We start from the raw sequence: 23792 nt of genomic DNA on the forward strand, positions 1-23792 counted from the left end.
GAGCGCTGAGTACTTGTCTCCCACCCGGACCGCCGCTTTAGTGCTCGGCTGTAACTTTCCAAATCATCCGAACATGGCCATCTACATCGAAATGCCGAAGCTGAGCGACACCATGACCGAGGGCACGGTCGTGAAGTGGCGTAAGAACGAGGGAGACAAAGTGGAAACCGGCGACGTCATCGCGGAAATCGAGACCGACAAGGCAACGATGGAAATGGAAGCCTTCGACGACGGCATCCTCCACAAGCACCTCATCGCCGCAGGCGGCAAAGCCCCGGTCGGCGGCAAGATCGGCTTGCTGCTGCAAAAGGGCGAAAAGCCGCCGGCCGAAGGCGCACCCGTTCCCGAATCTCCCAAACCGAAAGCCGCCAAGGAAGAAACCGCCGCGCCGGAGGCCGCCAGCCGGGCGAGCGCGAGCAAAGCGACCTCGGCGCCGGCTCCCACTCCCGCCGCGAAGACCGGTGAACGGGTGAAAGCCTCGCCGCTGGCCAAGAAGATCGCCAAAGAAAAGGGCGTGGAGCTCTCCGGCCTCGCCGGCACCGGCCCTGGCGGCCGTGTCGTGGCGAAAGACGTGGAAGGTGCTCCTGCCGGTGGCGCTTCCGCCGGAAAGGCCTCGGCTGCCACCCCCGTCGCCGCGATGCCGGCCGGTGCGGGCGACCAGAAGATCGCGCTCAGCGGCATGCGCCGCGTCATTGCCGAACGCTTGCTCACCAGCAAGACGACGATCCCGCATTTCTACCTGAACATCGAAGTCGACGCCGGCCCGCTGATGAAATTCCGCGCCGAAGCGAACGCCGCCAGCGAGACCGCCGGTGGCCCGAAGTTCACGGTCAACGATTTCGTCCTCAAGGCGGTAATCGCCGCCGCGCAAAAAGTGCCTGCGGTGAATGCCAGCTTTGCCGGTGACTCCATCATTCAATACGCCAACATCCAGCTCAGCGTGGCCGTCGCCGTCGAGGAAGGCCTCGTCACGCCGGTCATCCGCGAAGCGCAGAAGAAATCGCTGCGCGAGATCAGCGAAGCGGTCAAAGACCTCGCCACCCGCGCGCGCTCGAAAAAGCTCAAGCCCGACGAATACGCCGGCGGCACCATCACCGTCTCGAACCTCGGCAGCTACGGCATTGAAAGTTTCTCCGCGATCATCAACCCACCGCAATCGCTGATCATCAGCGTCGGCGCGATCGTCAAGAAACCGGTCGTCAACGCCAAGGACGAGATCGTCGCCGGCCAGCGCATGGCCATCGGCCTGAGCGCCGATCACCGCGTCGTCGACGGCGCTGTCGGAGCGCAATACCTCGCCGAGCTACGGAAGCTGGTCGAGAGCCCGTATTTGCTGTTGCTGTAGGCGATCCGCTCTTACTCCGCAAATGGCGCAAACAGCTCAAGCCGCTCGCCATTTCCGCGCCGATATACGAGGAAATCGCTGTCCAGCGTGAAGATTTTCGCTCCGGGTCTTTCCTCAGCAAACGCAACCAAGCAGGCATCGGCAAAAGACATGGGAACGTTCGCGTAGCGCTGCATGTAAGCGAGCGCACGTACCCAAAGCGTATTCGGCTCCGCGACAGAGCAAATGATGCCATTGCCAATCAAATCGTGAAGCCGGGCGACAGCCTCCGGATGTCGCCTCAAAAGAAAACAGGTTTCGCAAAGCACCGCTCCGCATGTCCACATTGGCGGAGCGATTTTCTTCACTTGGTCCAAAGCCAGCGATGATGTTCCTCGCGACGATCCAGCAACGCGACGAGTGGACCTGCATCCGCCAGGATCAGGGCTGCCACTGACCGAACCCTTCCATGTATTTTGGATTGGTGGCCAGGTCGGTGACCCCGCTATCAAAACAGCCAATGGCCCCCATCTCCATCATGGCGTCGTAGAGCGATTTCCCCTCGGGAAGTGCGGGCAGTGCTTTGGCTAAAGCTTCCTGCACGACCTGCGCGGCCGGCACCTGTTGACGAGCGCTGGCAGCCGCCAACCTAGCGGCCAGGTCGTCGGTCAACTCGATCGTCAACGTGCTCATACCGGAAGAATGCCATGGCCGTGAAGATGTCGCAAGCCGCACGCGCACACATTAGGCGGCGTCGAACCCCGGAATACTCGTCGCCTCCGCTGAGCCGAAGGTGCTCGTATCCATGCCGAGGCGGCGGAGCATCTGCACGTAGAGATTGCTGAGTGGCGGCGGGGCTTTGCGGGTCGAAGGCCAGGTGCTGGCCGTGTTTGAAACCGCCGCCCGCGAGGACAATCGGCATGTTCCGCGCGTCGTGACTGGAGGAGTTGCCGAGGTCGAACCGTCGAGGACCATGGTGCGCTCGAGCTCCGATTCGATGCAAATCGCAGTGGATCGACCATACGTAAAGGCGTATAGCCAAGTTATTTAAGACGCAAAGAAAGCGAGGTCAGCAACCGCCCACCACCTCGCTCGCCTGTCTCGTCAGCTTCTCTCTGCGTCTCGGCGCCTCTGCGTTGAAACCCCCGAGTGGCCAGGAGCGGCGGTTCTGCTTCGTCATTTTGGCGTCGTCACGCCGCGGCTCTTGGGGCATGGAAGGGTCTCGTGAAACCCACTTTCGGACAGGTCTTCGCCTTCAGCCTCGTGGGTTTGATCGTGATTCTCGCGCTGCTCTTCCAACTCGTGTCGTCGAGCTCGCGGGAGACGATCACGCGCAGCTCCGAACGCATCCGCAACCAGGTGAGCAGCGTGATCAGCGAGCGCATCACACAATTCCTGAACGAAGCGCCGGCGACGACCTGGCAATTCCAGCGCGAAGTGGAGCAGGGTCTTCTCGATCCGCACGATGGACACTCGGTCGAACCCGCGCTGGTCTCCCTGCTGCTCGCGGACAGCGACCTCGGCGAACTGACCTTCACCTATGGCGATGAACAGGGCTTCGACGCCAATGGCGATGTGAAACTGGCCGCCGAGCCGCGTGGACAATGGAGCGTGATCCGCCTCAGCGAAGATCGCGAGCGCTGCCGGCACGTGTATCAAGAGCACGGCGCCTTCGTCGCGGACCGGCGCGACCTCGGGGCGAAGACCGCCTTTGCCTCTGTGCCGTGGGTGCGAGAGACGGGTGGCAACCTTCCCGATCCCACGACTCACCTGACCTTCACCACCCCGGCGCGCCAGGATTTTCACGGGCGCCCGGTGTGGAGCGATCTGCACTGGTCGCAGCTCGATGCCGATCTCCCCGAGGCACAGCGCCGCGTGGAGGTGAGCGTGCAGCAGGCGATCACCGATGCCGATTGGCCGCTTTATCGGCGTCCTCCGCGCGGGTTTGCTGGCGCGGCATCTCGACGAGAAAAATCCCACCCGCCAAACCAGGCGAACGGACAACGCGATCCACACCTCACTTTCATCTGCGATGAAGACGGGCGGCTGATCACCGGCCTGGCACCGACGGATCACTTGCGGGAAGACGGCGATGATTTGCGCATCGCGCCGGAGGGCCTGTCAGCGGAGATTCGCGCCGCGGTCCACAACGCTATTTTGAAAGAGGCGGTGGCGAGCGAGACGAGCGTCTCGGGGACATTTCGGGCGAACGGTGAGGAATACATCGCCACGTTCCGCGCATTGCCACGTCCGCAAACGCAGGACTGGGTCATCGGCATCGTGGTGCCGCGGGCGTTTTACTTTGGGCAACTCGCGGCAATGCGCGAGCGGCTGCTGGCCGTGCTGCTCGGCGTGATGATCCTGCTCGTGATTTGCGGCGGCTTGATTCTGCAAGGTGTGCGGCGCGCGCAGGCGCAAATCACGCACGAGAGCTTGAAAATGAATGCCTTCGACTTCACGCCGGCACCGCCGAGCTCTCCCTTCCGCGATGTCATCGATGTGCTGGAGAGCCAGGAGAAGGCGAAGGCGGCAATGCGGGCGATGAGCAAGTATGTGCCGATCGATCTCGTCCGCCGGCTCTATCGCGAAAAGAGCGAACCGATGCTCGGCGCGGAGCCATTGGAAGTGTCGATCATGTTCACCGACATCAAGGACTTCACCACGCTATGCGAGCGACTGCAGCCCAACGAGCTGGCGGATGCCCTCGGGCGCTATCTCGAGGTGATGGCGGGGATCATCCAGCGCGAATGCGGCGGGACGATCGACAAGTTCATCGGCGACGCCATCATGACTTTTTGGAACGCGCCGGAACCAGTGGTGGATCATGCCCGCATGGCCTGCCGCGCCGCGTTACGTTGTCGTGAAGCCGGCGCCCGGCTCGCACAATCCGCGGACTGGGGCACGTGGCCGGCCTTCGGCACACGCTTCGGGTTACATTGCGCGCCGGCCCTGATCGGGCACTTTGGCGCGCGCGACCGCATGAACTATACCGCCATCGGCGACGCCGTGAATCTCGCCTCACGGCTCGAAGGACTGAACAAACAGTACGGCACCAGCATCATCGTCAGCGAGACGGTGGTGAACCACTGCGGCGACGATTTTGTCTTTCGCCTGCTGGATCGCGTGGCGGTGAAGGGCAAGAGCGAGGCGATTCGGATTTTCGAATTGCTCGGGGTGAAGGGCGAGGCCGGCGAGTTGCGAGAGACTGTGGCGCTCTACGAGAAGGCATTCGCCGCGTATTCCACGCGGGATTTCGCCGGGGCGATCGAGATCCTGTCGGGACAGCAGAGTGATCCTCCCAGCGCCGCCCTGTTGGGACGGTGCCGTGGGTATCTGGAGGAACCGCCGGCGGAGGGGTGGGATGGCGTGTATGTATCAAAGACGAAGTAGCGCGGCATCCTCATCGTATCGGCGTACGCCTTCTAAGAATTCCCCGCAAAACAACTCTCTCCCAGCATGTCCCGCCGTGTCTTTCTCATTACGCTATTCTTGATTTGTTGCGCCAGCGTGGCCCTGGCCGCCGAACCCGCGTCCAAGGCCGACCACAAGCTCCGGGTCGTCCTCGTGGGCGATTCCACCGTGGCCGAGAAGAGCGGCTGGGGCACGGCGTTCATCAAGCTGCTCGCGCCGGATGTGGAGTGCATCAATGCAGCGCGCGGCGGGCAGAGCTCGAAGAGTTTTCTCGATGGCGGCAATTGGAAAAAGGCGCTCGATCTGAAGCCGGATTGGGTGCTCATCCAATTCGGTCACAACGATCAGCCGGGCAAAGGGCCCAATCGCGAGACTGACCCCGAAACGACTTATCGCGCGAACCTCATCCGCTATGTGGATGAGGCGCGAGCCATCGGAGCGAAACCGGTGCTCGTGACCTCCCTGGTGCGCCGCACTTTTCAGCCGGACAAACAGCATCTGCGCGTGGACCTCGAGCCTTATGTCGCCGCGATGAAAAAAGTCGCGGAGGAGAAACACGTGCCGCTGGTCGACCTCCATGCCCGCAGCAAGGAACTCGTGGAAAAGCTGGGTCCCGAGGGCGTGAAGCCGATGGAGCCCGAAGGCAAGACCCCAGGGTCGCTCGACGGCACGCACCTCAATGAACGCGGCGGCGAAATGATCGCCCCGCTGGTCGCCGATGAAATTGCGCAAGGTCGCACCGGAGCTCGCCACGCATCTCGCGAAATAACCGGGCACGTTCCTCCAAGTTTCCATCCTGCCATGAAATTGCTCCGCTCCTGTTTCGCCCTCGCGCTGACTCTCGCCCTTGCCGCCACGACTTCGATGGCCGCACCGATTCCGGCCAAGGACCGGACGGTCATCCTCATCACCATCGACGGCTTCCCCGCCTGGCTCTGGCACGACCCGGCCCTGCCCGTTCCGACGCTCCGAAAACTCGCCGCCGAAAAGGCGCGGAAGCGCAGAGCATGCAGGTGGTGAATCCGTCGATCACCTGGATCTGCCACACCACGCTCGTCACCGGCGTGGGACCGATCAAGCATGGCGTGCTCTTCAATGGCCTGCTCGTTCGCGAGGGCAACGACCAGCCACCGATCATCGAGCCGTGGCACGACAAATCCGAACTCGTGCATGTGCCCACGATCTATGATGTCGCTCATCAGGCGGGGCTGAAGACCGGGCAGGTCGATTGGGTGGCCATTCTCAATTCCGGCACCATCGACTACGAATTCCTCGAAGTCCCCAAGCCCACGGGTGCGATCCCGCGCGAGCTCGTGGCCAAAGGTGTGCTCACGGAAAACGACCTGCGCAATTTCATCCACGGCAAGAGCCCCGCGTGGCGCGACATGATGTGGAACCAGGCGGCAATTCACATTCTCACCCAGCATCGGCCGAATTTGATGCTCATGCACTATCTCAACACCGACGCGCTCAATCACGCGGATGGACCTGGGAGCATGGCGAGCTATGCCGGTTACGCGCTGGTGGATTATCAAATCCGTGACCTCCTCGCGGCGATCGATGCCGCGGGGATGAAGGACAAGACGACCGTCATCATCACCACCGATCACGGCTTCAAAAAAGTGAAGACGGGCATCTGGCCGAATGTCGCGTTGCGCAAGGCGGGGCTCATCGAAGCGCAGGGCGCGACGGTGAAGAAGTGCGATGCCTATGTGGTTCCCGAAGGCGGGCTCGCTTTCGTCTACGTGACTGATCCGACGAAACGCGCGGCGTTGCTGCCGAAGCTCAAGGAAATCTGCGCTGGGTTGGAAGGGGTGGACAAGGTCATCGACGGGACGAACGCCCATAGCATCGATATCCCCACGCCCGCGGAGAATCAGGGCACCGGCGATCTCATCCTCACCGCGAAGGCCGGCTACGCCTTCCAGGCCAAAGTGGATGGCGATGCAGCCAACGGCGATCCGAAGGGCTACTACGGGACTCATGGTTATCTGGCCGGCGATCCGGAGCTCGACGGTGTCTTCATCGCCGCGGGGTATGGCATCAAGCCGGGAACGAAGCTTGGGCAGATTCACAACCGCGACGTCGCGCCGACGATTGCGGAGCTGTTAGGGTTGTCCCTGCCCAATGTGGAAGGGCACGCGTTGAAAGAAATCCTCGCGCCCTGATTGCCCAAAAAGGAAGGCGCTCTCGAAGATAGAATAGAGTGGCAGCGAGATTATTTGGCCCGCGAATCACACAGATGACGCCAATGAAAAACACTCCATTCGTGTCATTCGCGTGATTCGCGGGCACTTTTTTCACGGTCTCTAAGCTCGAGTAAACTCCCTCCGCGCAACCACCGGGAGGAAACGCGGTTTCATGGATCATGAAAGCCGTTCCCCTTCTCGCGCTCTCGTTCTTTGCCTTCATTGTCAGCGGCTCCTTTGCCGCGGACGCTCCGGCAAAGCCCAACGTCCTCTTCATCGCCGTTGACGATCTGCGCGATTGGGTCGGGTATATCGGCAAATATCCCGCTTCCAAAACACCGAACATCGATCGGCTGGCCGCGCGCGGGATCGGCTTCATGAAGAGCTATTGCGCCGCTCCGGTCTGCAATCCTTCCCGTGCCGCGCTGATGAGCGGCCTGCGTCCTTTCACGAGCGGCGTCTACGAAAACAACAACGACTGGCGCACCGTCATTCCCGAAAATCTCACCCTCACCACAGTCTTCCGTCAGGGTGGATATTACGTTTGCGGCGCAGGTAAGATCTACCATGAGGCCTATCCGCGCCGCAGCGAGTGGGACGATTATCTCGCCAACGAAGGCAAACGCGGCGCCGAAACCGACGCTCAGAATGAAGGCACCAGCGGGATTCGGTTCGCACCACTCGACTGCCGCGACGACGAACTCGCTGACTGGAAAATCACGGACTACGCCATCGCCGAGCTCGGCAAGAAGCACGACAAACCCTTCTTCCTCGCCTGCGGCCTGCACAAGCCGCACATGCCCTGGAACGTGCCGCGCAAGTATTACGACATGTATCCGCTCAAGGACATCGAGCTGCCGCCTTATAGCGAGAGCGATCTCGATGATGTGCCGCCAGCCGGCATCAAGATGGCCAAGCCGTGGGGCGATCACGCGGAGATGCTAAAGACCGGCAAATGGAAGAACGCCATCCAGGGCTATCTCGCCGCCACCGCCTACACCGACATGAATATCGGCCGGCTCCTCGATGCTTTCGACAAGAGCGCTTACAAGGATAACACCATCATCGTGCTCTGGTGCGATCACGGCTGGCACCTCGGCGAGAAGCAGCATTGGCGGAAATTCGCACTCTGGGAAGAAGCGACGCACGCACCGCTGATCTGGGTCGCGCCGGGCGTCACGAAGCCGGGTGGCCGCTGCGAACGCACCATCGATTTCATGACGATCTATCCCACGCTCTGCGACCTGTGCGGCCTGCCGATTCCCTCGCACGTGCAGGGCAAGAGCATCCGGTCCCTGCTCGCAGACCCGAAGTCGGCGTGGGATCAGCCCGCGCTGACCACATATCTTTTCGACAACCATACCGTGCGCACGGAGGACTGGCGTTACATCCGCTACGCCAATGGGGACGAGGAGCTATACCACGATTCCGAAGACCCGAACGAATGGACGAACCTCGCGATGAAACCGGAGTTTGCCGCAGAGAAGGCAGAGCTCGGCAAATACCTCCCGACGGAAAACCATCCCGACATCGGCGGCGACAAGGGCGGCGGAAAGAAAAAGAAGGCTGAATAATTCCCCGTCTCGTGGGTCACCAGCATATGAAGTCTCTCCTCACCGCGGCTGCCCTCTTCTTTGCCTGTCTCACCGGCTTCGCCGCCGAACCGTCTCTCACGCTGGCTCGCGAGGGCAACTTCCTCGTCATCCGCGGCGCGCAGATTCCCGGCGGCGAGATTCGGATCAACTATCTCGAAGCCTATTGTCGTGCGGGTTCGACGGATGCGGATTGGGGGAAGCACACGGTCGTCAAGCACACCTCCGAGCTCGTCTCCCTCAGCGACGATGCGCGCGTAATGAAGCTCCGCGACACGCTGGAAGACGGCGTGACCGTCGACCACACCATCACCGCTGGGCCGGATGAAGTGGACTTCCACCTCGTCGCGCATAATCCCGGCAGCACACGGAGCGAAGCGCATTGGGCGCAACCCTGCGTACGGCTCAGCAAGTTTCTCGGCATGGATGAAAAGACGGCCGGCAACGCCGACGACTACCTGCCCAAATGCTTTCTCTTCATCGACGGCAAACTGACCCACCTGCCCACCCCGCAATGGGCCACGCAAGCGCGTTACGTTCCCGGACAAGTCTGGTGTCCGGCCAATGTCCCGCGCACCGACGTCAATCCGCGCCCGCTGAATCCGCTGGTGCCGAGCAATGGCCTCGTCGGCTGCTTCAGCAGCGATGACAAAGTGGTCTACGCCACCGCGTGGGAGCCGTATCAGGAGCTCTTCCAGGGCGTCGCCCGTTGTCTACACGCGGATTTCCGTCTCGGCGGGCTGCAACCGGGGGAGACGAAGAATATCCGTGGGAAGATCTATCTCGTGCCCAACGATGTAGACGCGCTCCTGGCCCGTTATAAGAAGGATTTCCCGGAACAGGTTCACTAGCAGCGGGGTTACGGCCATTGCGCCCGCGATCCACCCCGCACCTTCCGGCTTGCGGCAGCGGCGCGCTGTTGCGACAAACACCGTTCCACCTTCATGAATACCATTGGCGTTGCCATCATCGGTTGCGGCGGAATTACGCTGCAAAATCATCTCCCCGGCCTCGCGCTCTGCAAGGACACGCGCGTCGTTGCTCTCTGCGACAACAATCCCGCGACGTTGGAAAAGGCGAGCCGCGACACGGGCATCAACGTCACGTCGACCAGCTACGAGGAAATCGTCAAGCGCGACGACGTGCAGGCGGTGATCATCGCCACGCCGAATATTTCCCACGGCCCCATCGCCCACGCGGCTATCGCCGCCGGCAAGCATGTGCTTTGCGAAAAGCCCATCGCCATGACTTACGCCGAGGCGAAAGGAATGGCTGACGCCGCGGATGCCGCGGGCGTCCGCCACATGACGGCGTTCACCTATCGCTTCGTCCCGGCGATGCGTTATCTCAGCCACCTCATCAAGCAGGGCGACCTCGGCCTGCCGTATCACTATCGCTCCTGCCGCCTGCAGGACTGGGGCAAGCGCAACCTCGGCTGGCGCCAGGTGAAGGCCCTGGCCAGCACCGGCGAGCTCGGCGACATGCTTTCGCACCGGATCGATTTCGCGCAATTCCTCATCGGCCCGATCCAGCGACTCGTGGCGAATATGCGCATCCTCATCACCGAGCGCGGCGGACAGCCGAGCGATCTCGACGATTGGGTGGCGATCCTCGCGGAATTCGAAGGCGGCGCCACTGGCGTGCTGGAGAGCTCAAAGCTGGCCAGTGGCCGCAATGAAAGCTGGCGCAGCCTCGACTGGGTGGAGCTGAACGGCAGCGAAGCCACATTCGAATTTACCACCGGCAAATGGAACGAGTTGCTCCACGGCAAGGCCGGGGGCCCCGGCCTCGCGCCGCTCGCCGTGCCTCGCGAATTCTGGGTGTGGCCGGGCAGCCCGCGGGATCCGCAGCAGGGCGATCCGCTCATCACTTTCCGCTATGACCAGGCGTTCGAATTCATCGACGCCATTCGTAATCAGCGCCCGTGCGTGCCGAGCTTCCGCGAAGGTATGCAAACCCAGGCGGTCATCGACGCCGCGGTGCATTCGGCCGAGATCCAGGCGTGGGTCAACCTGCCCAATACCTAATCGCATCCCTATGGAAAAAACCGCAGTCATCACCGGCGCCGGCAGTGGCGTGGGCGCCGCCGTCGCCATCGCTCTCGGCAAACAAGGTTGGCGCGTCGCCCTGCTCGGCCGCCGCCGCGAACCTCTCGAATCCGTCGCCGCGCAAGTTCCCGGCGCGCTGGTCATCCCCTGCGATGTCGGCAAGGCCGAAGACGTAGCCGAGATGGGCAAGCGCGTGCTCGCGGAATTCGGCAGCGTGGAAGCGCTCGTCAATGCCGCCGGCACGAACGTGCCGAACCGCGCCTTGGAAGTGCTCTCGCTCGGCGATTACCACGAGATGATGAACGCCAATCTCAATGGCGCTTATTACTGCGTGCAGGCGTTCCTTCCGCAGATGCGCGAACGCGAATCTGGCACGATTGTGAATATTGTCTCCGATGCCGGCAAAGCGGCGTCGCCCCAAGGCCGGCCCGGGTTATGTCATTTCGAAATTCGGCATGGCCGGCCTGACCTCGGCGATCAACGCCGAGGAACGTGGCCGCGGCGTGCGCGCCTGCGCGATTTTCCCCGGCGACATCGATACGCCTATCCTCGCCAAGCGCCCGGTCGTCCCCGACGCCACGGCCCGCGCGAAGATGATGCAGCCCGAGGACATCGCCGAATGCGCTCTGCTGGCCATCAATCTTCCCTCGCGGGTGATCATCGAAGAGATGATCGTGCGGCCTCGCTGAGGAGGAGTTATGTTCCGCCGCTGTCTCGCCGTCCTGCTCACGCTCAGCCTGCCCGCCCTGGCGGAGTCCGATCCCGATCTCTTCGCCAAAGATAATCTCATGGCGTGGTGCATCGTGCCTTTCGATGGCATGAAGCGCGGCCCCGAGGCCCGGGCGGAAATGCTGGAGAAACTCGGCCTCAAGCATTTCGCCTACGACTATCGCGCCGAGCAAATCCCGACTTGGGGCGATGAACTCGACGCGCTCAAGCGTCACGGCATTTCGCTCGATGCCTGGTGGTTCCCCAACACACTGAACGACGAAGCGAAGAAGGCGCTCGAACTCTTCCAGCGCCACCATGTGCACCCACAGCTGTGGGTCACCGGCGGCGGCGCGCCGACGAAATCACCCGAGGAGCAAGCGCAACGCGTGGACACGGAGGCGAAGCGCATCCGACTCATCGCCGAGGCCGCGGCGCAGATCGGCTGCAAGGTCGGGCTCTACAATCATGAGCAATGGTTCGGCGAGCCGGAGAACGAGATCGCGATCATCGAGCAGTTGAAAAAGGACGGCGTGAACAACGTCGGCCTCGTTTACAACTTTCATCACGGCCATTCGCAGCTCGATCGCTTCCCGGAGTTGCTCGAAAAAATGAAGCCGTATCTGCTGGCGATCAACCTCGACGGCATGTTCCGCGACGGCAACAAGATCGGTCGCCAGATCGTCCCGATCGGCCAGGGCGATCTCGACCTGCAATTGCTGCGCACCATTCGCGATAGCGGCTGGCAGGGCCCGATCGGCGTTCTCAATCACACCGGCGAAGACGCGGAGGCACGCTTGCAGGACAATCTCGATGGTCTCGCCTGGCTGGACGGTCTGCTCCACGGCCAGCGTACGCCGCAGCCCGTGCCGCGTTCGTGGAGAGCGCCCGCCTGGCCGCCCATCGCCGGCGACAAGAGCGACGGCGACGAGCTCATCATCCCCGCCGCAACTGATGATGAACTCACGCGCGCCAACGGCTGGCCGGCGGACACGGATATGCGGAAATGGGAGCGCTCGCTCGGCGGCGAAACCTCGAACCGTTTCACCACGCTCAAGCAGATCACCAAGGCGAATGTCGGCAAGCTGGAGATGGCGTGGACCTACCATTCCGGCGACGGCACTTCGAATATCCAGTGCAACCCGATCATCGTCGACGGTGTGATGTTCGCCCCCACCGGCGGCTGGAACATCGTCGCGCTCGACGCCACAACCGGTCGCGAGCTGTGGCGCTTCACCCCTGAGCACCAGGGCAAGCGACTCGAAGATCAGCCGGCGCGGCGCGGCTTGCTCTATTGGAAAGGCGACGGCGACAACCGCGCGCGGGTGCTCTTCGGAGCAGGCAACTGGATCTACGCCCTCGATCCGCAGACCGGGAAGGTCATCGATTCCTTCGGCAAGAATGGTCGCACTGACATTCCCACGGCCGCGACCGCCGTTGGTGCCATCTATCGCGATGTGCTCGTCGTCGCGGGTTATCTCGGCGACATCTTCGGCTACGACGTGCGCACCGGCGAGCCTCTGTGGACCTTTCACACCAAGCCGTTGCCGGGCGAATACGGCCACAACACGTGGAGCCATCTCGAGCAGGGCGCCAATTGCTGGGGCGGCATGGCGCTCGATGAATCGCGCGGCATTGCCTACATCTCGACCGGTTCGCCGAAGCCGAACTACCTCGGCATGAATCACACGGGCGACAATCTCTTCGGCGATTGCGTCATCGCAATCGATGCGCTCACCGGCAAGCGTGTCTGGCACTTCCAGGAAATCCGCCACGACGTCTGGGATTGGGACATTCCCGCACCGCCGAATCTCGTGACCGTCGAGCGCAACGGCATCAAGGTCGACGCCGTCGCGCAAGTGACCAAGCTCGGCAACACGCTCCTGCTCGATCGCACCAACGGCAAACCGCTCTTCCCCTATCGTCTCAAGCGGGTGAAGACCGAGCTGCTGCCCGGTGACCAGGCCGCACCGTTCGAGCCGATGCCTGAGCTGCCCGAACCTTTCGCGCGGCAGGCGTTCACGCCCAACGACATTCCCGCCTCGCCCGATGTCCAGGCGGTGGTCCTGCCCGTGATCCAGCGCGCAAACACCGGCGCGTATCCGTCCATTCAGCCGGCGAAACCGACGCTGCTTTTCAACATCCACGGAGGCGCGGAGTGGACCGGCGCGACGGCGAACCCGGGCACCGGCATGCTCTACGTCACGGCGAATGAGATCCCGTGGTTTGTGACTTCCTTCCGCGATGATGACCCGGAGCCCGCGAAACCGCCGACGGCCGGCGAGCAAGCGTACATGACCATCTGTGTCGCCTGCCACGGCCCGGATCGCAAGGGCATCGGCCACGCGCCGCCCTTACGCGGCGTGCGGCATCGTCTCAACGAGGAACAGATTCTAGAACAGCTCAAGAATGGCCGCGGCTCCATGCCGCCCATGCTGCCCGCACTCAAGCCCGAGCAGGTGAAGCCGCTCATCGATTTCCTGCTCTGCCGCGATCGCCCGATTCCGCCGCTCGATCCGAAGGCGCCGCCGAAGTGGACCTTCGGCGGCTGGAATCGGTTGCAGGACGCGCAAGGGTATCCGGGCTGCACGCCGCCGTGGGGCACGCTCACCTGTGTGAATCTCAACACAGGCAAGATCGCCTGGAAGGTGCCGTTTGGGGAATATCCGGAGCTGGCGGAGAAAGGTGTGCCGAAAACCGGGCAGGAAAATTTTGGCGGCGCCATGCTGACTTCGACCGGCGTAATCGTCGCCGGTGGGACGCGGGACAAAAAGGTGCGCGCATTCGATGCCTCCAATGGCGATGAGCTGTGGAGCTACCAGCTTCCTTTGCATTCCACCGCGCCGCCCGCGAGCTATGAGGCGAATGGGCGACAGTTCATCGTCGTGCCGGTGACTGGCGGCGGGAAGCTTGGTGGCCCCACCGGGGATGCCTGGATGGCGTTTGCGTTGCCAAAGTAGCGGGAAAAAAACTCACCGCGTTCCCATCAGGCGCGGTGAGGGGAAGCGCGAAGCGCCCCAAAATGCTGTCATCCTGAGCGAAGCGGGGAAGCATGGGCGGAGTCGAAAGCCGAGTCTGCGAGACGCCTATGGAACTGTGGGGCAAACCTCAATCCTCGGTGGGTTTTCGCGCGGAGCTTCCACCTCTTTCGCGTGATCGCGCGCCCATTCTCCCGCCGCCGTCGCCCGTGGATATTGGAGGTCCTTCGACTACGTATCCCGCCCCTTTACCGCCGGGACACTTCGCTCAGGATGACAGTTTTTTTGGAACGCTTCGCGCGACTGCTCACAGCGCGTGATATGAAAGCGGAGCGTTCTCTTCTCACCGCTACTTCAACAGCGGCGGAGCCCCGGCGAGCGCCGCTTTCTCCGACACGAGCAATTGCGTTAGCAGCTCGCTCTTCGCCGGGACGATACTGATGCGGGCCTGGCCCTCGACGATTTTCTGCATCTCGAGGATCTCGAACATCGCATCGAGGATCTCGCGGTCGGTGGAGATTTTCTGCAGCGCTTCACCGACGATGCGCGGGCGCATGGCGGCGGCTTTCGCAAACTCGATGGCCGCCTGGCGCTCGGCCGTGCTGGTGATGATGCTCACCTGGTTCGCGCCGTCCTGCTTGATGGCGCTGGTCACCTGCCGCAACCGATTCACGACCTTTGCTTCAATCTGGCGGATCATGCCAACGTCGCGGAAATGCACTTTGCGAATGTAGACGCTGCCGAGCTTGTAGCCCCACTCGTTCGATTTCGGCGTCACCTCGGTGCGCACGGTCTGCGACATCGGATGGCGATTCTCCAGCATCTGCGCGAGGGGCAGATTGCTGAGCGTGCGGACCGTCGCGCTGCTGACGTTCGCGCTGAGTGAGCCGCGCGGGTCGGCGTTCTTGAAGAGATACGAGACTGGATCGCTGATGAACATTTCGTACCAGACGCCGATGCCCATGGGCGCGCCCTCCTCGCTGTTTACCGGCTGGCTGCGCAGATAGGTCTGGTCGAGGCGCAGATCGAGCACGTGACATTTGCCGAGCCAATTCACGATCGGCGCGACCGGGCCGAGCTTGAGCCAGAGGAAGTAGATGCCCGGCTCATCGAGCACCGCGAGGACCTTGCCGAAGAGCACATAGACGTGGCAGCGGCCTTCCTCGACGATGGTGTAAAAACCAAACGCCCGCAGGATGCCGAAGATGATCGGGACAATGATGAAGAGCCCGACGAACGTTGATATGACAGCAGCGATGAAGTTCATTCTTTGTCCTCCATGATGACCTGGCTGGCTTGTTTGAAGAGCTTGAGCCGAACGTTTCTTCGGTAGGCGGCAAGCGCATCCGCCCCGCTGGCGCGCAGGGCATTGAGCTGATCGGAGAGCGCCCGCAAGGGTTCGACCTCGGCTTGGGCGTTGAGCGTTTCAATTTCCACGGCGCGCCTGGATTGCACGATCTTCTGGTCCGCCGAAGCCTGCGCGAGCGAGATGTCCGAGCTCACCTGGTTGTGCGCGGTATTGATCGCGGCCAGCGCACTTTCGACCTCATTGGGAGGATCGATGCCGGTGATTAGTGAGGCGTCGAAGGTGATGCCGTAGCGCGCCGCCGAGCTCCGGCATTCGTGTTCCATGTGTTCGTTCAGCGCGGAGAGATTTTTGCGCAGATCGTTGATGGAAATGCCGGAGACGCCAGCCGAAGCGCTGGTTTCCTCCGGTGCGGTCTCGGTCGGCGTGGCCGGTGCGGTGAAATTGGCGATGCGCTCGCGCAAGACGCTGATGAAGTAGCCCATCACGTGGACGATCGGACGTTTCACGCCGAAGAGATACGCGTAGAGATTGCGCTCGGAGACGCGGTAACGAATCTGCCCGGTGAGACCGGTATCGAGCTGGTCCTTGGTCACCGCGCTGATGCGGGTGCCGCCTTCATTGGCGCTCGGGTCTTCGGGATCGAAGGCCATGTTCAGTGTCTGGGTGGCGACGGTCACTTTGTAGACGCGTTCCCACGGCCATTTGAAATACGGGCCGCCCGCCGGGATGACGACGACCTGCGGATAGACGTACCGCTCGCGCTCTTCGGGGTTGAGCGATTCGGCGATGGGATCGTTGAGCGTGGTTTGGTCACCGAGACGTTCTGCGCGGCCGAAGATCGTCTTCACCGCCCGTTCGTTTTGGTCGACCGTGAAAAGGCCCGCGAGGAGATAACGGGTCAGAAACCAGGCGATGAATCCGAACACGATTCCGAGGAGAGTACCCATAAGAAGAGGTGATTTGCGGGCCTATCCATGAACGGAATGTTCAACGAATGAAAGCAGGAATGGTGATCCAAAAATAGGGCAGCCGCCGGGCTCCTCGTCCCGGGCGGCTGCCCTTGGTGTTTCCTTGGGTTGGGTGATGGTTACTTCGCGGCGGTGGACACGCGCTTGAAGGTCGACTGGTGGTCCTGCGCTTCCTTGCCGTCGATGATCGCTTTGCAGCTCGTCGTGATCGTGTTGGCGTCATCGAAGCGCAGCGTCATGCCGTGCATGTGCGATTCCTTCTTCGGATCGATCGAGCAGCACGAATCGAAATCGAGGGTGATCGAATTCGCGTCGGACGTTTTCAGCGCCATCTCGGGGCGGTTGCCGAGGATGCAGTAATGCGTCGCGGCGAGCTTGCCGGCCTTGTCGTAGAACATCGTCACCATCTCCATGGGCGTGCCGGGAGCGCTGCGCTCCTCGAGGACACTGCCACCCGCCACGAGACGGTATTCGACGTTGATGTCAATGGGCCCCTGGCCCATGTCGACTTTACCCGACCAGGTACCGACGAGCGTCTTCAGGCGCTCGAGCTCCGCCGAGCCGGGTTTAGCCTGGCCGAAGTGATTGGGCTCGCCGGCATGCAGCCAGGCAGTGGCGGCCAGAAGCAGGGTGGCACAGAGGGTAGTGATCTTGGAGTTCATAGGATGTGGTTTTTCGTGTGAGGTGAATGGTTGCACTTACATCCTCATGACGAACGGGCCTGAGCGGTTAGGACAGCGATTTGGAAATATTTTGCTGAACCGCGAATCAACGCCCAGCCCGGCGGCTGGCCCTGATAGCAGAAACACGGAGGATGGGAGTGACAGGAGTCCTACCACTTTCCTCCCGCCGCCTCGGAAGAGGCCTCCCTTCGTTATCGAGGGTCGGTCACGCGGCCGATGAAGATGCACGCCCCGCTCGGGACGTGCTGGATCATGAAGAGGAATGGATGGTCGACGCGCACTTCGACCGGCGGCGGTTGCTTGATCATCGCCATGCCGGCGGCTACCACCACGGCCGTAGCCGCGGCGGCTTCGGTGCCATTTTCGTCGAGTGCGAGATAGGTCTTATGCAGCACCGCGCTGATGTAGAGGTAGTCGTTGGGCCGGCGTGGCGCCATGCGATCGAAATTGGCGCTGCCTTTCGGATCGTCGAAGGCCGTCTTCATTCCCAGAGCTTTCAAATCCTCGCCCAAGGGAATGGTCGGAGGTTCGAGGCGAAACTTCGGCAAATGCAGGATGACCTTCTGCGAGCTCAAATGCGCGCAATCCTCGATGAGCTTCGGCGTGAGCTGCTTCTCCATGGCGGCAAGACCGGCCGGGTCATCCGGAAGCAAGATAACGAATTGCAATTCGCCACCGACATACGGGCGCGTGACGATCTGAAACCCCTCGCGCCTGGCATAGCCGCAGTGGCTTTCCTTTTGCATCATCGGCACCTCCGCGGATTCGCGCCCATGCACGAGGAACTTCTCCTTGGTGGTCGCCTTGGCGTTGAATTCATCACTCCACGGCGCACGCAGGTAGAGGGCATTCACGAGAGTGAGACGGGCATCGTGCTTGATGGCTCCGGCCGGAATGAGATCGCGAATCTTCTCCTTGGTCTGTTTTTCGACCCATTGATTAATCGTCTTCCGCGCGCCCTCTGGGTCCGTCTTGTAATCCATCTGTTCGAGTTCCGCACCGTAACGTTCCTTGACGAGATCGAGAAAGGACGGACGGAAATCGTAGCCACGTTGCGCGAAAAGCCGATTGGCGAGATCAAACTCAATCGGGGTGCTCGGGCCGCCGTATTTCTTGGATTCCGCGATTCGATCCACCGTCTTTTTCGCCGTCTGGGCCAGCGCTTGTCCGAGTACAGAAAAACTCTCGTGCAGGGCGTTGTCATCCGCGGGAAAATGGAGCACGCGCTGCATCTCGGCCTGCGTGTCGCCAGCGGCTCCCGCATAGGTCATGGCGAGCGCGCTTTGGATGGAATAGGGCGAGAGCAGCAGGTTGCCGTCGCCGTGGGCTTGCGCGTGATAGAGATCCACGCCGAGCGCGTTCACCGTTCCGGAGGCGATCTTGGAATCTGCGGCTTGAACGTTCATGAGCAGGGCGGAAATCGACAGGAGAAGCAGAAGAGAAGTCTTCATGGAAACGGTCCGATTCGCCGCCAAGGTAAGCTCTCCGGCCGCGAGAGGAAAGCGCGGTCTCGACGGCGCTCGGGACTGCTTGCGGGTTTGACTCCGCGCCGCTTTTTCGCGATGCAGCCGCGCCAAATGCAATCACGGACTTCCCTCCACGCTTTGTTCCTGGTGCCGCTCGCCTTGATACTGGGCATCGCGTGTTCCGCCCACGCTGACGAGACGGCATCACAGATGAGCTGGATCGACAACGGCGTCATCCGTCTCGGTGTCGACCTGCAACTTGGCGGCTCCATCACCTGGCTTTCGCGCTCGGGCGATCACCCGAATGTCATCAACAGCTTCGACTTGGGGCGGGAAATCCAGATGTCGTACTACGCTGGGCCGGTGCCTTTCATCGTCGGCGAAAAGCGACCGTCGAAATATTGGGAAGGACTCGGATGGAATCCGATCCAGGCCGGCGATGCATTCCATCATCGCCCGCGCCTGCTCGAGCAGCGCAACGACGGCCACTCGCTCTATGTGAAGTGCATCCCCATGCAATGGCCGCTCGACGATGTGCCCGGCGAGTGCACGTTCGAAAGCTGGCTCGAACTCGACGGCCCGGTCGTACATGCGCGTTGCCGGTTGGTGAATGCGCGCAGCGATCACACGCTTTATCCGCCGCGCGGGCAGGAATTGCCCGCGGTCTACACGAATGGCCCGTGGTATCGCATCATCAGCTACACCGGCGCGAAGCCCTTCACGAATGAGGCGGTGAGCCAGCTCGAAGCCATGCCGCCGCCGCGCTGGAACAAATGGGACGCGACGGAAAACTGGAGCGCGCTGGTCGATGACTCGGGTCGGGGATTGGGCGTGTGGAATCCGGGATGCGTGCACTTCGTCGGCGGCTTCAATACCAAGCCCGGGGCCGGCGGGCCGAAGGACAACCCGTGCGGTTATCTCGCGCCGGGGCGGCTCGAGATGCTCGACCACAACATCACGCACGAATACCGCTACGATCTCGTGCTCGGCACGGTGGAAGAAATCCGCGCCCACGTTTATCGGCAACCGCGCGCGGAATTTCCCGCGTGGCAATTCGCCGCCGATCGGCAGGGCTGGCATTACGAGCGCGCGCTCGATTCCGGCTGGCCGATCCACGATGCGCTCGATGTGCAGCTCAATCAGGACGACCCCGCCATCATCAGCCCGCGCTTTGTGGCCAGCGCGGAGAATGCGCCGGTGCTGATCATCGAGGCGGCATTTGAGGGCGTGGCCGCACCGCGCGCGCAGATCTTTTGGTCATCGCTCGAGCAACCCGGATTTGTCGAAAAACGCTCGCTGCGCTTCGAGGGGAAATCCGACGGCGCGTTCCACGAATATCGCGTGCGTCTGGCGGATTCGCCGGAGTATCGCGGCGCGATCACGCAATTGCGTTTCGATCCCGCCGATCACGCCGGCGGCGCAGTGCGCATTCGCGCGATCCATTTCGCCGGCGAGTAGGTCGCGCTTGGAGATCCGAAACCGTTGGCCAGGAGGGCTGGCGTTTTTGGAGAGTGCGGCGCTGCTGCCTCAGCATTACCCACATCTTTGCGTGGTGTTTAAACGTCGAAGGGGATGGCGCCACTGGGATCGGCGACTTCCTAGTCGCTGACCGGAAAACCAATGCGCGCAGCGCCTCTCTTTGAGGGCGTCGCTCCGCGACGCAGGGCGACTAGGAAGTCGCCCCTCCCAGGTGTCCCCTTCGTCGCGGTCAACCGATTTGTGGGTAATGCTTAGGCCGCGCGCCGTTTTGGAATGTCTGTGGGTAGGGGCCAGCGTACCGCCGCTTTGCCCTCTCCGAAAGCGGCGCAGCAGCGCCGCATCTCCAAAACGCTGGCGCGTCACGTCACGCCCGATCTTATTCGTAGCCTGCTTTCCCCATCGCAAACCCATGACGCGCCGGCTGGCCGCTGTGACAATTGGCACAGCCGACGCGTATGCGGGAAGGTGATTTTTCGTGAGCTGCTACTGCGCGCCACCGTCGTTGTTCCCCTGCCCCTGCGGGCTGCCGCCACGCTTGCCGTTGGGGTCGCCTTGCGGACCCTCACGCTTCGGCGGCTTGGGGCGATATTCATCCGGGGTCAGTTGGCCGTCGCCGTTCTTGTCCAACTTGCGGAGCGAAGCGGAGGCGTTGGCAATCTCTTCCGCGGAAATGACGCCGTCACCATCCGTGTCGAGCGCCGCGATGATCGGCGACTGCGGACGCCGGCGGCCCTCGGGCCCGTCTTGTCCCTGGCCTTGCGGACCACCCGCCTGCTGGTTGCCGGGACCGTCCTGGTTTTGACCCTGACCTTGCCCTTGACCATTGCCTCCACCGCCGCCCTGGCCGCGACGCGGGCCGCCACTTTTGCCATTGCCGGGGCCTTGGCCGCGAGGCTGCTGTTGGTTGTCGTTCGGCCCTTTTGGACCGTCGCCTTCCGGACGCGGCGGACGCAGTTCGTCCATGGTCAATTTGCCGTCGCCGTTTTTATCGAGCTTCTTCAAGGACTCCGGCGCCTTGTCGATTTCGTCGGCGGAGATGATGCCATCGCCGTTGGTATCGAGGGCGGCAATGATCGGCGGCGGCGGCCGGCGTTCGCGATTGCCCTGCTGGCGGCCTTGCGGACCGCCCTGGCCCTGCTGATTATTTTGCTGATCGCCCGCGGGCGGCTGGGCGAGAGCAGCGCTGGCTGAAAAGGCGAGCGCGAGGAGGAGGTGTTTGTTTCGGATCATAGGTTTGGTTTCTGGGTTGAGCTACCGCGCAGCGCGCCAGCCACCTGGCAGCGCGATGCTGGAGAAGGGATGGTGGGAACGGCCGAAGTGCTCCCGCGCGGTGAGAGTTGGCGTGGCGTGAAAATCGCACTCGCCCAGGGCGAAATGATTTCGCCCGTGCAATGTCGCAAAAGCATTCGCCGTGGCGCGACGGCTCAGAGCGAAGACCGCATTACGATTCCGGGGGTGACGAGGGGCGTGCATTCACAGACGAAACGCCGCCAGTCGCGGCCGCTGTGCCGCGAAATTGTTAAGGAAGTGTAAATGTCGCCAAACCAGAGACTATCGCTGGTTGTTCCGCCGGGTTTGCCCCGCAGTCCCATAGGCGTCTCGCAAGCTCGGCTTTCGACTGCGTTCCAGTCGTTACACTCCCTCCACTCCGCTCAGAATGACACGCGAGGAGGAAGGTTTATTTATTTCACAGTCTCTTACGCGAGATCCTGGATCGGTCCGGCGTTTTGCGTCTTCAATTTCTTGCGCACGTCGCGGCCGTCGATCTTCAGCGGGCTGGTGCGACCCTCGTTGGCCAGCGCGGCGGCGACCGCGGCGGCTTCGCCGAGGGCCATGGCGGTGACCGTCACGCGCGTGGAACTCTGCGCCAGGCGGGTGGTGGAATGGCAACGGCCGGCGACGATCAAGTTATCGACGTTCTGCGGCAGCAGCGAGCGATATGGAATGTCGTACGGCGCGGGTTGCTGTTTCGGCACGGCGTTCGCGCCGCCGGTCGTAATCTTGTTGGGATGCATGTCGAGATACCAGCAACCCGTGGCGATGGCATCGTCGAAGGCGGTCGTAGCCAGGATCTCTTTTTCATCGAGCACATGCTGGCCGACAATGCGCCGCGTCTCGCGCACGCCGATGAATGGCCCGCTGGTCATGAAATAGGAATCCTCGAAACCGGGCACATCGCGCTTCCAGGCCTCGAACATCGCCCAGGCATCGGAGCGGCCCTGCATCTCCGCCCGCGTGAGGTCGGCGGGATCGCTGGCATCGCCCGGCACGCGCACGCCGTGCACATAGATTTCATCCGGGGCGAACATGAACATCACGCCTGGGCCGTAATACATGGGCAACTCGCCGCGCTCATGCGCCTTCTCGAGGGCCACCCGGCAGGCCCTGGACATGTTCGGCGTCTTCTTCACGTTGCCGATCCGGAAGTGCAGGGTCAGCGGTTGAAGTTCCGCGCCTTTGTCCGTCGGCGCACCCGCCCACGCGGCCACGTCGGCGTCGCCCGTGCAATCGATCACCTGCCTGGCGCGCACCCGGGTGATGCCCGCTTTGTTTGCCACGAGGACGGCGGCGATGCGCTCTCCATCCATCTCCACGCCGCAGGCCGAGGAGTGATACAATACGCGCAGCTTGTCCTTTTCCGCAGTGAGCAATTTATCGGCGAGCACCTTGAAGGCCTCGACGTTGTGGATCGTGGGATTGTGCGTCTTGAGGTGGGTGGCGTTCGCCTCGCACGCGCCGGACTTCGCCAGCAATTCCAGGCCGATGCCACGGACGACGATGCGGCCATCCTTGATATCCGCGATGCCATCGAAGAACGGCAGCCCTACTGCGGTGATAATGCCACCGGCAAAACCAGCCCGCTCGATCAGAATCGTCCGCTGCCCATTGCGCGCCGCCGAGAGCGCCGCCCCGAGCCCCGCGCAACCGCCACCGCAGACCAGCACGTCGGCTTCGAGCGAAGGCCAGTCCGTGCGCGATTCAGCAGCGCGGGCCGGGCGCGGGATAACGGCGGCGCCGGCAACGAGACCGGCAGTTTGCAAAAAGGAGCGGCGAGTGGGAGTGGGCATAGCGCGAAAAGGGGGCGCAGGGACTACCCGCAATGTGCCGGAAAATTGGCCGGAAGAAAGCGGCGGCGCTACTCGCGGTCCTTGGTGTCGAGCAGGAGCGTGACCGGGCCATCATTGACCAGCGCGACCTGCATCATGGCACCGAAGCGACCGGTGGCGACTGGCCGGCCGAGGGCGGTGGTGAGTCTCGCAATCATCGCCTCGTAGAGCGGGACGGCCACGGGTGGCTTGGCCGCACGATGCCAGCTCGGCTTGGTCCCTTTCTTCGTGCTGGCGAAAAGGGTGAACTGGCTGATGAGCAGGATGCCGCCGCCTTCGTCGAGCAGGCTGCGATTCATCGCCCCGGTGTCGTCCCGAAAGACGCGCAGATTCACGATCTTCCCGGCCAGCCATTCGATGTCTTCCGCGGTGTCGGTTTCCTCGATCCCAAGCAGCACCACGAGGCCGCCATCGATCTTTCCAGTTACTTCATTTTCAATGGTCACGGAGGCGGAACTCACTCTTTGGACGACGGCGCGCATGGGCGCTGAGTTAAGCATCTCCCGCCGCACCGTCACGCGGGGAATTGC

Annotated in this window: 20 protein-coding genes and 1 pseudogene; 11 read left to right on the forward strand and 10 right to left on the reverse strand. The window is 62.4% G+C overall.

The annotated features are described in order from the left end of the window. Window positions 1-73: 73 nt before the first annotated feature. Window positions 74-1345, forward strand: a complete 1272-nt coding sequence (locus CFE428DRAFT_RS00610; RefSeq protein WP_006977457.1) for a pyruvate dehydrogenase complex dihydrolipoamide acetyltransferase — start codon at window positions 74-76, stop codon at window positions 1343-1345. An 11-nt stretch (window positions 1346-1356) separates the two neighbouring features. Here the strand turns inward: CFE428DRAFT_RS00610 and CFE428DRAFT_RS34895 are convergent, their stop codons facing one another. From CFE428DRAFT_RS34895 to CFE428DRAFT_RS36550, 3 genes are all read right to left on the reverse strand, one after another. Beyond that, the gene (locus CFE428DRAFT_RS34895; protein ID WP_131989704.1) at window positions 1357-1692 is read right to left on the reverse strand and encodes a type II toxin-antitoxin system VapC family toxin; all 336 of its coding nucleotides are present in this window, start codon (window positions 1690-1692) and stop codon (window positions 1357-1359) included. 73 nt (window positions 1693-1765) lie between these two features. Further along, the gene (locus tag CFE428DRAFT_RS00620) at window positions 1766-2017 is read right to left on the reverse strand and encodes a hypothetical protein (protein ID WP_006977459.1); all 252 of its coding nucleotides are present in this window, start codon (window positions 2015-2017) and stop codon (window positions 1766-1768) included. 51 nt (window positions 2018-2068) lie between these two features. After that, complete coding sequence (locus CFE428DRAFT_RS36550; protein ID WP_006977460.1) at window positions 2069-2299, reverse strand: hypothetical protein; 231 nt, start codon at window positions 2297-2299, stop codon at window positions 2069-2071. Window positions 2300-2548: 249 nt separating this feature from the next. Between CFE428DRAFT_RS36550 and CFE428DRAFT_RS32695 the strand changes: the two genes are divergently transcribed. From CFE428DRAFT_RS32695 to CFE428DRAFT_RS32710, 9 genes and pseudogenes are all read left to right on the forward strand, one after another. Next, window positions 2549-4714 carry an adenylate/guanylate cyclase domain-containing protein gene (locus CFE428DRAFT_RS32695; RefSeq protein WP_006977461.1) on the forward strand — a complete coding sequence of 722 codons (2166 nt, stop codon included), beginning with the start codon at window positions 2549-2551 and terminating at the stop codon, window positions 4712-4714. 66 nt (window positions 4715-4780) lie between these two features. Then, window positions 4781-5755: a rhamnogalacturonan acetylesterase gene (locus CFE428DRAFT_RS00630; protein ID WP_006977462.1), complete on the forward strand. Its 975-nt coding sequence runs from the start codon at window positions 4781-4783 to the stop codon at window positions 5753-5755. Beyond that, window positions 5743-6903 carry an alkaline phosphatase family protein gene (locus CFE428DRAFT_RS00635; protein ID WP_006977463.1) on the forward strand — a complete coding sequence of 387 codons (1161 nt, stop codon included), beginning with the start codon at window positions 5743-5745 and terminating at the stop codon, window positions 6901-6903. The genes CFE428DRAFT_RS00630 and CFE428DRAFT_RS00635 overlap by 13 nt, the downstream gene beginning before the upstream one ends. A gap of 200 nt (window positions 6904-7103) precedes the next feature. Further along, the gene (locus CFE428DRAFT_RS00640) at window positions 7104-8498 is read left to right on the forward strand and encodes a sulfatase (RefSeq protein WP_006977464.1); all 1395 of its coding nucleotides are present in this window, start codon (window positions 7104-7106) and stop codon (window positions 8496-8498) included. A gap of 26 nt (window positions 8499-8524) precedes the next feature. Beyond that, window positions 8525-9367: a hypothetical protein gene (locus CFE428DRAFT_RS00645; protein ID WP_006977465.1), complete on the forward strand. Its 843-nt coding sequence runs from the start codon at window positions 8525-8527 to the stop codon at window positions 9365-9367. A 93-nt stretch (window positions 9368-9460) separates the two neighbouring features. After that, on the forward strand, window positions 9461-10543 hold the full coding sequence (locus tag CFE428DRAFT_RS00650) for a Gfo/Idh/MocA family protein (RefSeq protein ID WP_006977466.1): 1083 nt from the start codon (window positions 9461-9463) through the stop codon (window positions 10541-10543). A 10-nt stretch (window positions 10544-10553) separates the two neighbouring features. Further along, window positions 10554-10925 (forward strand): annotated as a pseudogene (locus tag CFE428DRAFT_RS40825) (SDR family oxidoreductase); the annotation flags it as partial. Between the two features lie 34 nt (window positions 10926-10959). Further along, on the forward strand, window positions 10960-11253 hold the full coding sequence (locus tag CFE428DRAFT_RS38585) for an SDR family oxidoreductase (RefSeq protein ID WP_006977467.1): 294 nt from the start codon (window positions 10960-10962) through the stop codon (window positions 11251-11253). Between the two features lie 9 nt (window positions 11254-11262). Further along, window positions 11263-14232, forward strand: a complete 2970-nt coding sequence (locus tag CFE428DRAFT_RS32710) for an outer membrane protein assembly factor BamB family protein (RefSeq protein WP_006977468.1) — start codon at window positions 11263-11265, stop codon at window positions 14230-14232. 367 nt (window positions 14233-14599) lie between these two features. Here the strand turns inward: CFE428DRAFT_RS32710 and CFE428DRAFT_RS00665 are convergent, their stop codons facing one another. The 4 genes from CFE428DRAFT_RS00665 to CFE428DRAFT_RS00680 form a co-directional block, all read right to left on the reverse strand. Further along, the gene (locus CFE428DRAFT_RS00665; RefSeq protein WP_006977469.1) at window positions 14600-15517 is read right to left on the reverse strand and encodes an SPFH domain-containing protein; all 918 of its coding nucleotides are present in this window, start codon (window positions 15515-15517) and stop codon (window positions 14600-14602) included. Beyond that, window positions 15514-16506 carry an SPFH domain-containing protein gene (locus tag CFE428DRAFT_RS00670; protein ID WP_006977470.1) on the reverse strand — a complete coding sequence of 331 codons (993 nt, stop codon included), beginning with the start codon at window positions 16504-16506 and terminating at the stop codon, window positions 15514-15516. The genes CFE428DRAFT_RS00665 and CFE428DRAFT_RS00670 overlap by 4 nt, the downstream gene beginning before the upstream one ends. A gap of 140 nt (window positions 16507-16646) precedes the next feature. Then, window positions 16647-17189, reverse strand: coding sequence for a hypothetical protein (locus CFE428DRAFT_RS00675; protein WP_006977471.1), 543 nt, complete (start codon window positions 17187-17189; stop codon window positions 16647-16649). Between the two features lie 212 nt (window positions 17190-17401). Next, entirely contained in the window at window positions 17402-18661 is a 1260-nt protein-coding gene (locus CFE428DRAFT_RS00680) for a serpin family protein (protein WP_006977472.1), read from the reverse strand. Window positions 18662-18787: 126 nt separating this feature from the next. Between CFE428DRAFT_RS00680 and CFE428DRAFT_RS00685 the strand changes: the two genes are divergently transcribed. Then, window positions 18788-20134: a hypothetical protein gene (locus CFE428DRAFT_RS00685; protein WP_042724248.1), complete on the forward strand. Its 1347-nt coding sequence runs from the start codon at window positions 18788-18790 to the stop codon at window positions 20132-20134. A gap of 504 nt (window positions 20135-20638) precedes the next feature. On the opposite strand, the gene CFE428DRAFT_RS38590 is transcribed toward CFE428DRAFT_RS00685, so the two are convergent. From CFE428DRAFT_RS38590 to dtd, 3 genes are all read right to left on the reverse strand, one after another. Next, entirely contained in the window at window positions 20639-21385 is a 747-nt protein-coding gene (locus CFE428DRAFT_RS38590) for an EF-hand domain-containing protein (protein WP_006977474.1), read from the reverse strand. A 467-nt stretch (window positions 21386-21852) separates the two neighbouring features. Beyond that, a complete protein-coding gene (locus tag CFE428DRAFT_RS00700; protein WP_006977476.1) occupies window positions 21853-23223 on the reverse strand; it encodes an FAD-dependent oxidoreductase in 1371 nt (456 codons plus the stop codon). 68 nt (window positions 23224-23291) lie between these two features. Beyond that, the gene (dtd, locus tag CFE428DRAFT_RS00705; protein ID WP_006977477.1) at window positions 23292-23744 is read right to left on the reverse strand and encodes a D-aminoacyl-tRNA deacylase; all 453 of its coding nucleotides are present in this window, start codon (window positions 23742-23744) and stop codon (window positions 23292-23294) included. Between the last annotated feature and the right edge of the window lie 48 nt (window positions 23745-23792).

Source organism: Chthoniobacter flavus Ellin428 (assembly GCF_000173075.1).
Classification (GTDB): Bacteria; Verrucomicrobiota; Verrucomicrobiia; order Chthoniobacterales; family Chthoniobacteraceae; genus Chthoniobacter; species Chthoniobacter flavus.

Coding starts and splice junctions, on each gene's coding strand:
- CFE428DRAFT_RS00685 (WP_042724248.1), top strand. CDS start 18,788: ATGCAATCACGGACTTCCCTCCACGCTTTGTTCCTGGTGCCGCTCGCC.
- CFE428DRAFT_RS00645 (WP_006977465.1), top strand. CDS start 8,525: ATGAAGTCTCTCCTCACCGCGGCTGCCCTCTTCTTTGCCTGTCTCACC.
- CFE428DRAFT_RS00675 (WP_006977471.1), bottom strand. CDS start 17,189: ATGAACTCCAAGATCACTACCCTCTGTGCCACCCTGCTTCTGGCCGCC.
- CFE428DRAFT_RS00670 (WP_006977470.1), bottom strand. CDS start 16,506: ATGGGTACTCTCCTCGGAATCGTGTTCGGATTCATCGCCTGGTTTCTG.
- CFE428DRAFT_RS00635 (WP_006977463.1), top strand. CDS start 5,743: ATGCAGGTGGTGAATCCGTCGATCACCTGGATCTGCCACACCACGCTC.
- CFE428DRAFT_RS38585 (WP_006977467.1), top strand. CDS start 10,960: ATGCCGGCAAAGCGGCGTCGCCCCAAGGCCGGCCCGGGTTATGTCATT.
- CFE428DRAFT_RS32710 (WP_006977468.1), top strand. CDS start 11,263: ATGTTCCGCCGCTGTCTCGCCGTCCTGCTCACGCTCAGCCTGCCCGCC.
- CFE428DRAFT_RS38590 (WP_006977474.1), bottom strand. CDS start 21,385: ATGATCCGAAACAAACACCTCCTCCTCGCGCTCGCCTTTTCAGCCAGC.
- CFE428DRAFT_RS00630 (WP_006977462.1), top strand. CDS start 4,781: ATGTCCCGCCGTGTCTTTCTCATTACGCTATTCTTGATTTGTTGCGCC.
- CFE428DRAFT_RS00665 (WP_006977469.1), bottom strand. CDS start 15,517: ATGAACTTCATCGCTGCTGTCATATCAACGTTCGTCGGGCTCTTCATC.
- dtd (WP_006977477.1), bottom strand. CDS start 23,744: ATGCGCGCCGTCGTCCAAAGAGTGAGTTCCGCCTCCGTGACCATTGAA.
- CFE428DRAFT_RS00650 (WP_006977466.1), top strand. CDS start 9,461: ATGAATACCATTGGCGTTGCCATCATCGGTTGCGGCGGAATTACGCTG.
- CFE428DRAFT_RS00700 (WP_006977476.1), bottom strand. CDS start 23,223: ATGCCCACTCCCACTCGCCGCTCCTTTTTGCAAACTGCCGGTCTCGTT.
- CFE428DRAFT_RS00680 (WP_006977472.1), bottom strand. CDS start 18,661: ATGAAGACTTCTCTTCTGCTTCTCCTGTCGATTTCCGCCCTGCTCATG.
- CFE428DRAFT_RS00640 (WP_006977464.1), top strand. CDS start 7,104: ATGAAAGCCGTTCCCCTTCTCGCGCTCTCGTTCTTTGCCTTCATTGTC.
- CFE428DRAFT_RS00610 (WP_006977457.1), top strand. CDS start 74: ATGGCCATCTACATCGAAATGCCGAAGCTGAGCGACACCATGACCGAG.
- CFE428DRAFT_RS36550 (WP_006977460.1), bottom strand. CDS start 2,299: ATGGTCCTCGACGGTTCGACCTCGGCAACTCCTCCAGTCACGACGCGC.
- CFE428DRAFT_RS00620 (WP_006977459.1), bottom strand. CDS start 2,017: ATGAGCACGTTGACGATCGAGTTGACCGACGACCTGGCCGCTAGGTTG.